Genomic DNA, 849 nt, shown 5'->3' with positions numbered 1-849 from the left:
TCGCCGGCGTCGATGTCCACCCCGGCGGCGGCATAGGTCAGACCGCGGTCCGGGGGGCCGGGCCGCGCGGTGCGGTCGCTGCTGGTCATCACGGGTCCCGATCGGCTAGGCGTTGCGCGCCGGGCGTGATCTCCTGCGCCCGGACAATCAGGCGGCGGACACAACCACAGGCCCGGGTCCGCCGCAATGCGGCCGCGCGCGGCCGGACGCACGAGCGGCCGCGGAGGCTGGATGCCCGACGGGACACATCTGCGCAGCCCCGGCATGGATGCGCTGCTGACGCTGCCCAACATCATCACCTTCGCCCGGCTGTGCGCGGTGCCGCTGGCGGTGTGGCTGGTGCTCGATCACCGGCTGGCGGAGACGTTCGTGCTGTTCGTCGCCGCCGGCATCTCCGACGCGGTGGACGGCTGGCTCGCCCGCCATGCCGGGATGGGCAGCCACGCGGGCGCCGTGCTCGATCCGGTGGCGGACAAGGCGCTGCTCGTGTCCATGTATATCGTGCTGGCGTCCATCGAGGTGCTGCCGGACTGGCTGGCGATCCTGGTGGTGTTCCGCGACCTGCTGATCGTGGGCGGGGTGCTGGTGCTGTCGGTGCTGGGGCAGCCGGTCGCGATCCGGCCGTTATTCGTCTCAAAGGTGAACACGATGCTGCAGATCGTGCTGGTCGCCGCCGCGCTGTTCCTGGCCGGGTTCCGGCTGCATGCGCCCGGGGTGCTGACCGTCCTGGTATGGGCGGTCGCGGCGAGCACGTTCGCGTCCGGCTTCGCCTATGTCCGGCGCGCGGCGCGGCCGCCGCGCCCGGATGCCGCATGAACCTCCAGCAATACTGGACCGAACAGTTCCTGG

The 849-nt window shown here is 71.6% G+C and carries 1 protein-coding gene; it reads left to right on the top strand.

What is annotated here, in order from left to right; genetic code table 11:
• Window positions 1-231: 231 nt before the first annotated feature.
• Window positions 232-816 carry a CDP-alcohol phosphatidyltransferase family protein gene (locus tag B8460_RS14680; protein ID WP_048862363.1) on the top strand — a complete coding sequence of 195 codons (585 nt, stop codon included), beginning with the start codon at window positions 232-234 and terminating at the stop codon, window positions 814-816.
• The last annotated feature ends 33 nt before the right edge of the window (window positions 817-849 follow it).

The sequence above is a fragment of the Acidisphaera rubrifaciens HS-AP3 genome (assembly GCF_000964365.1).
GTDB lineage: Bacteria > Pseudomonadota > Alphaproteobacteria > Acetobacterales > Acetobacteraceae > Acidisphaera > Acidisphaera rubrifaciens.
Note: the sequence above shows the minus strand (reverse complement) of the source record. Positions and strands in the feature narration are given on the sequence as shown.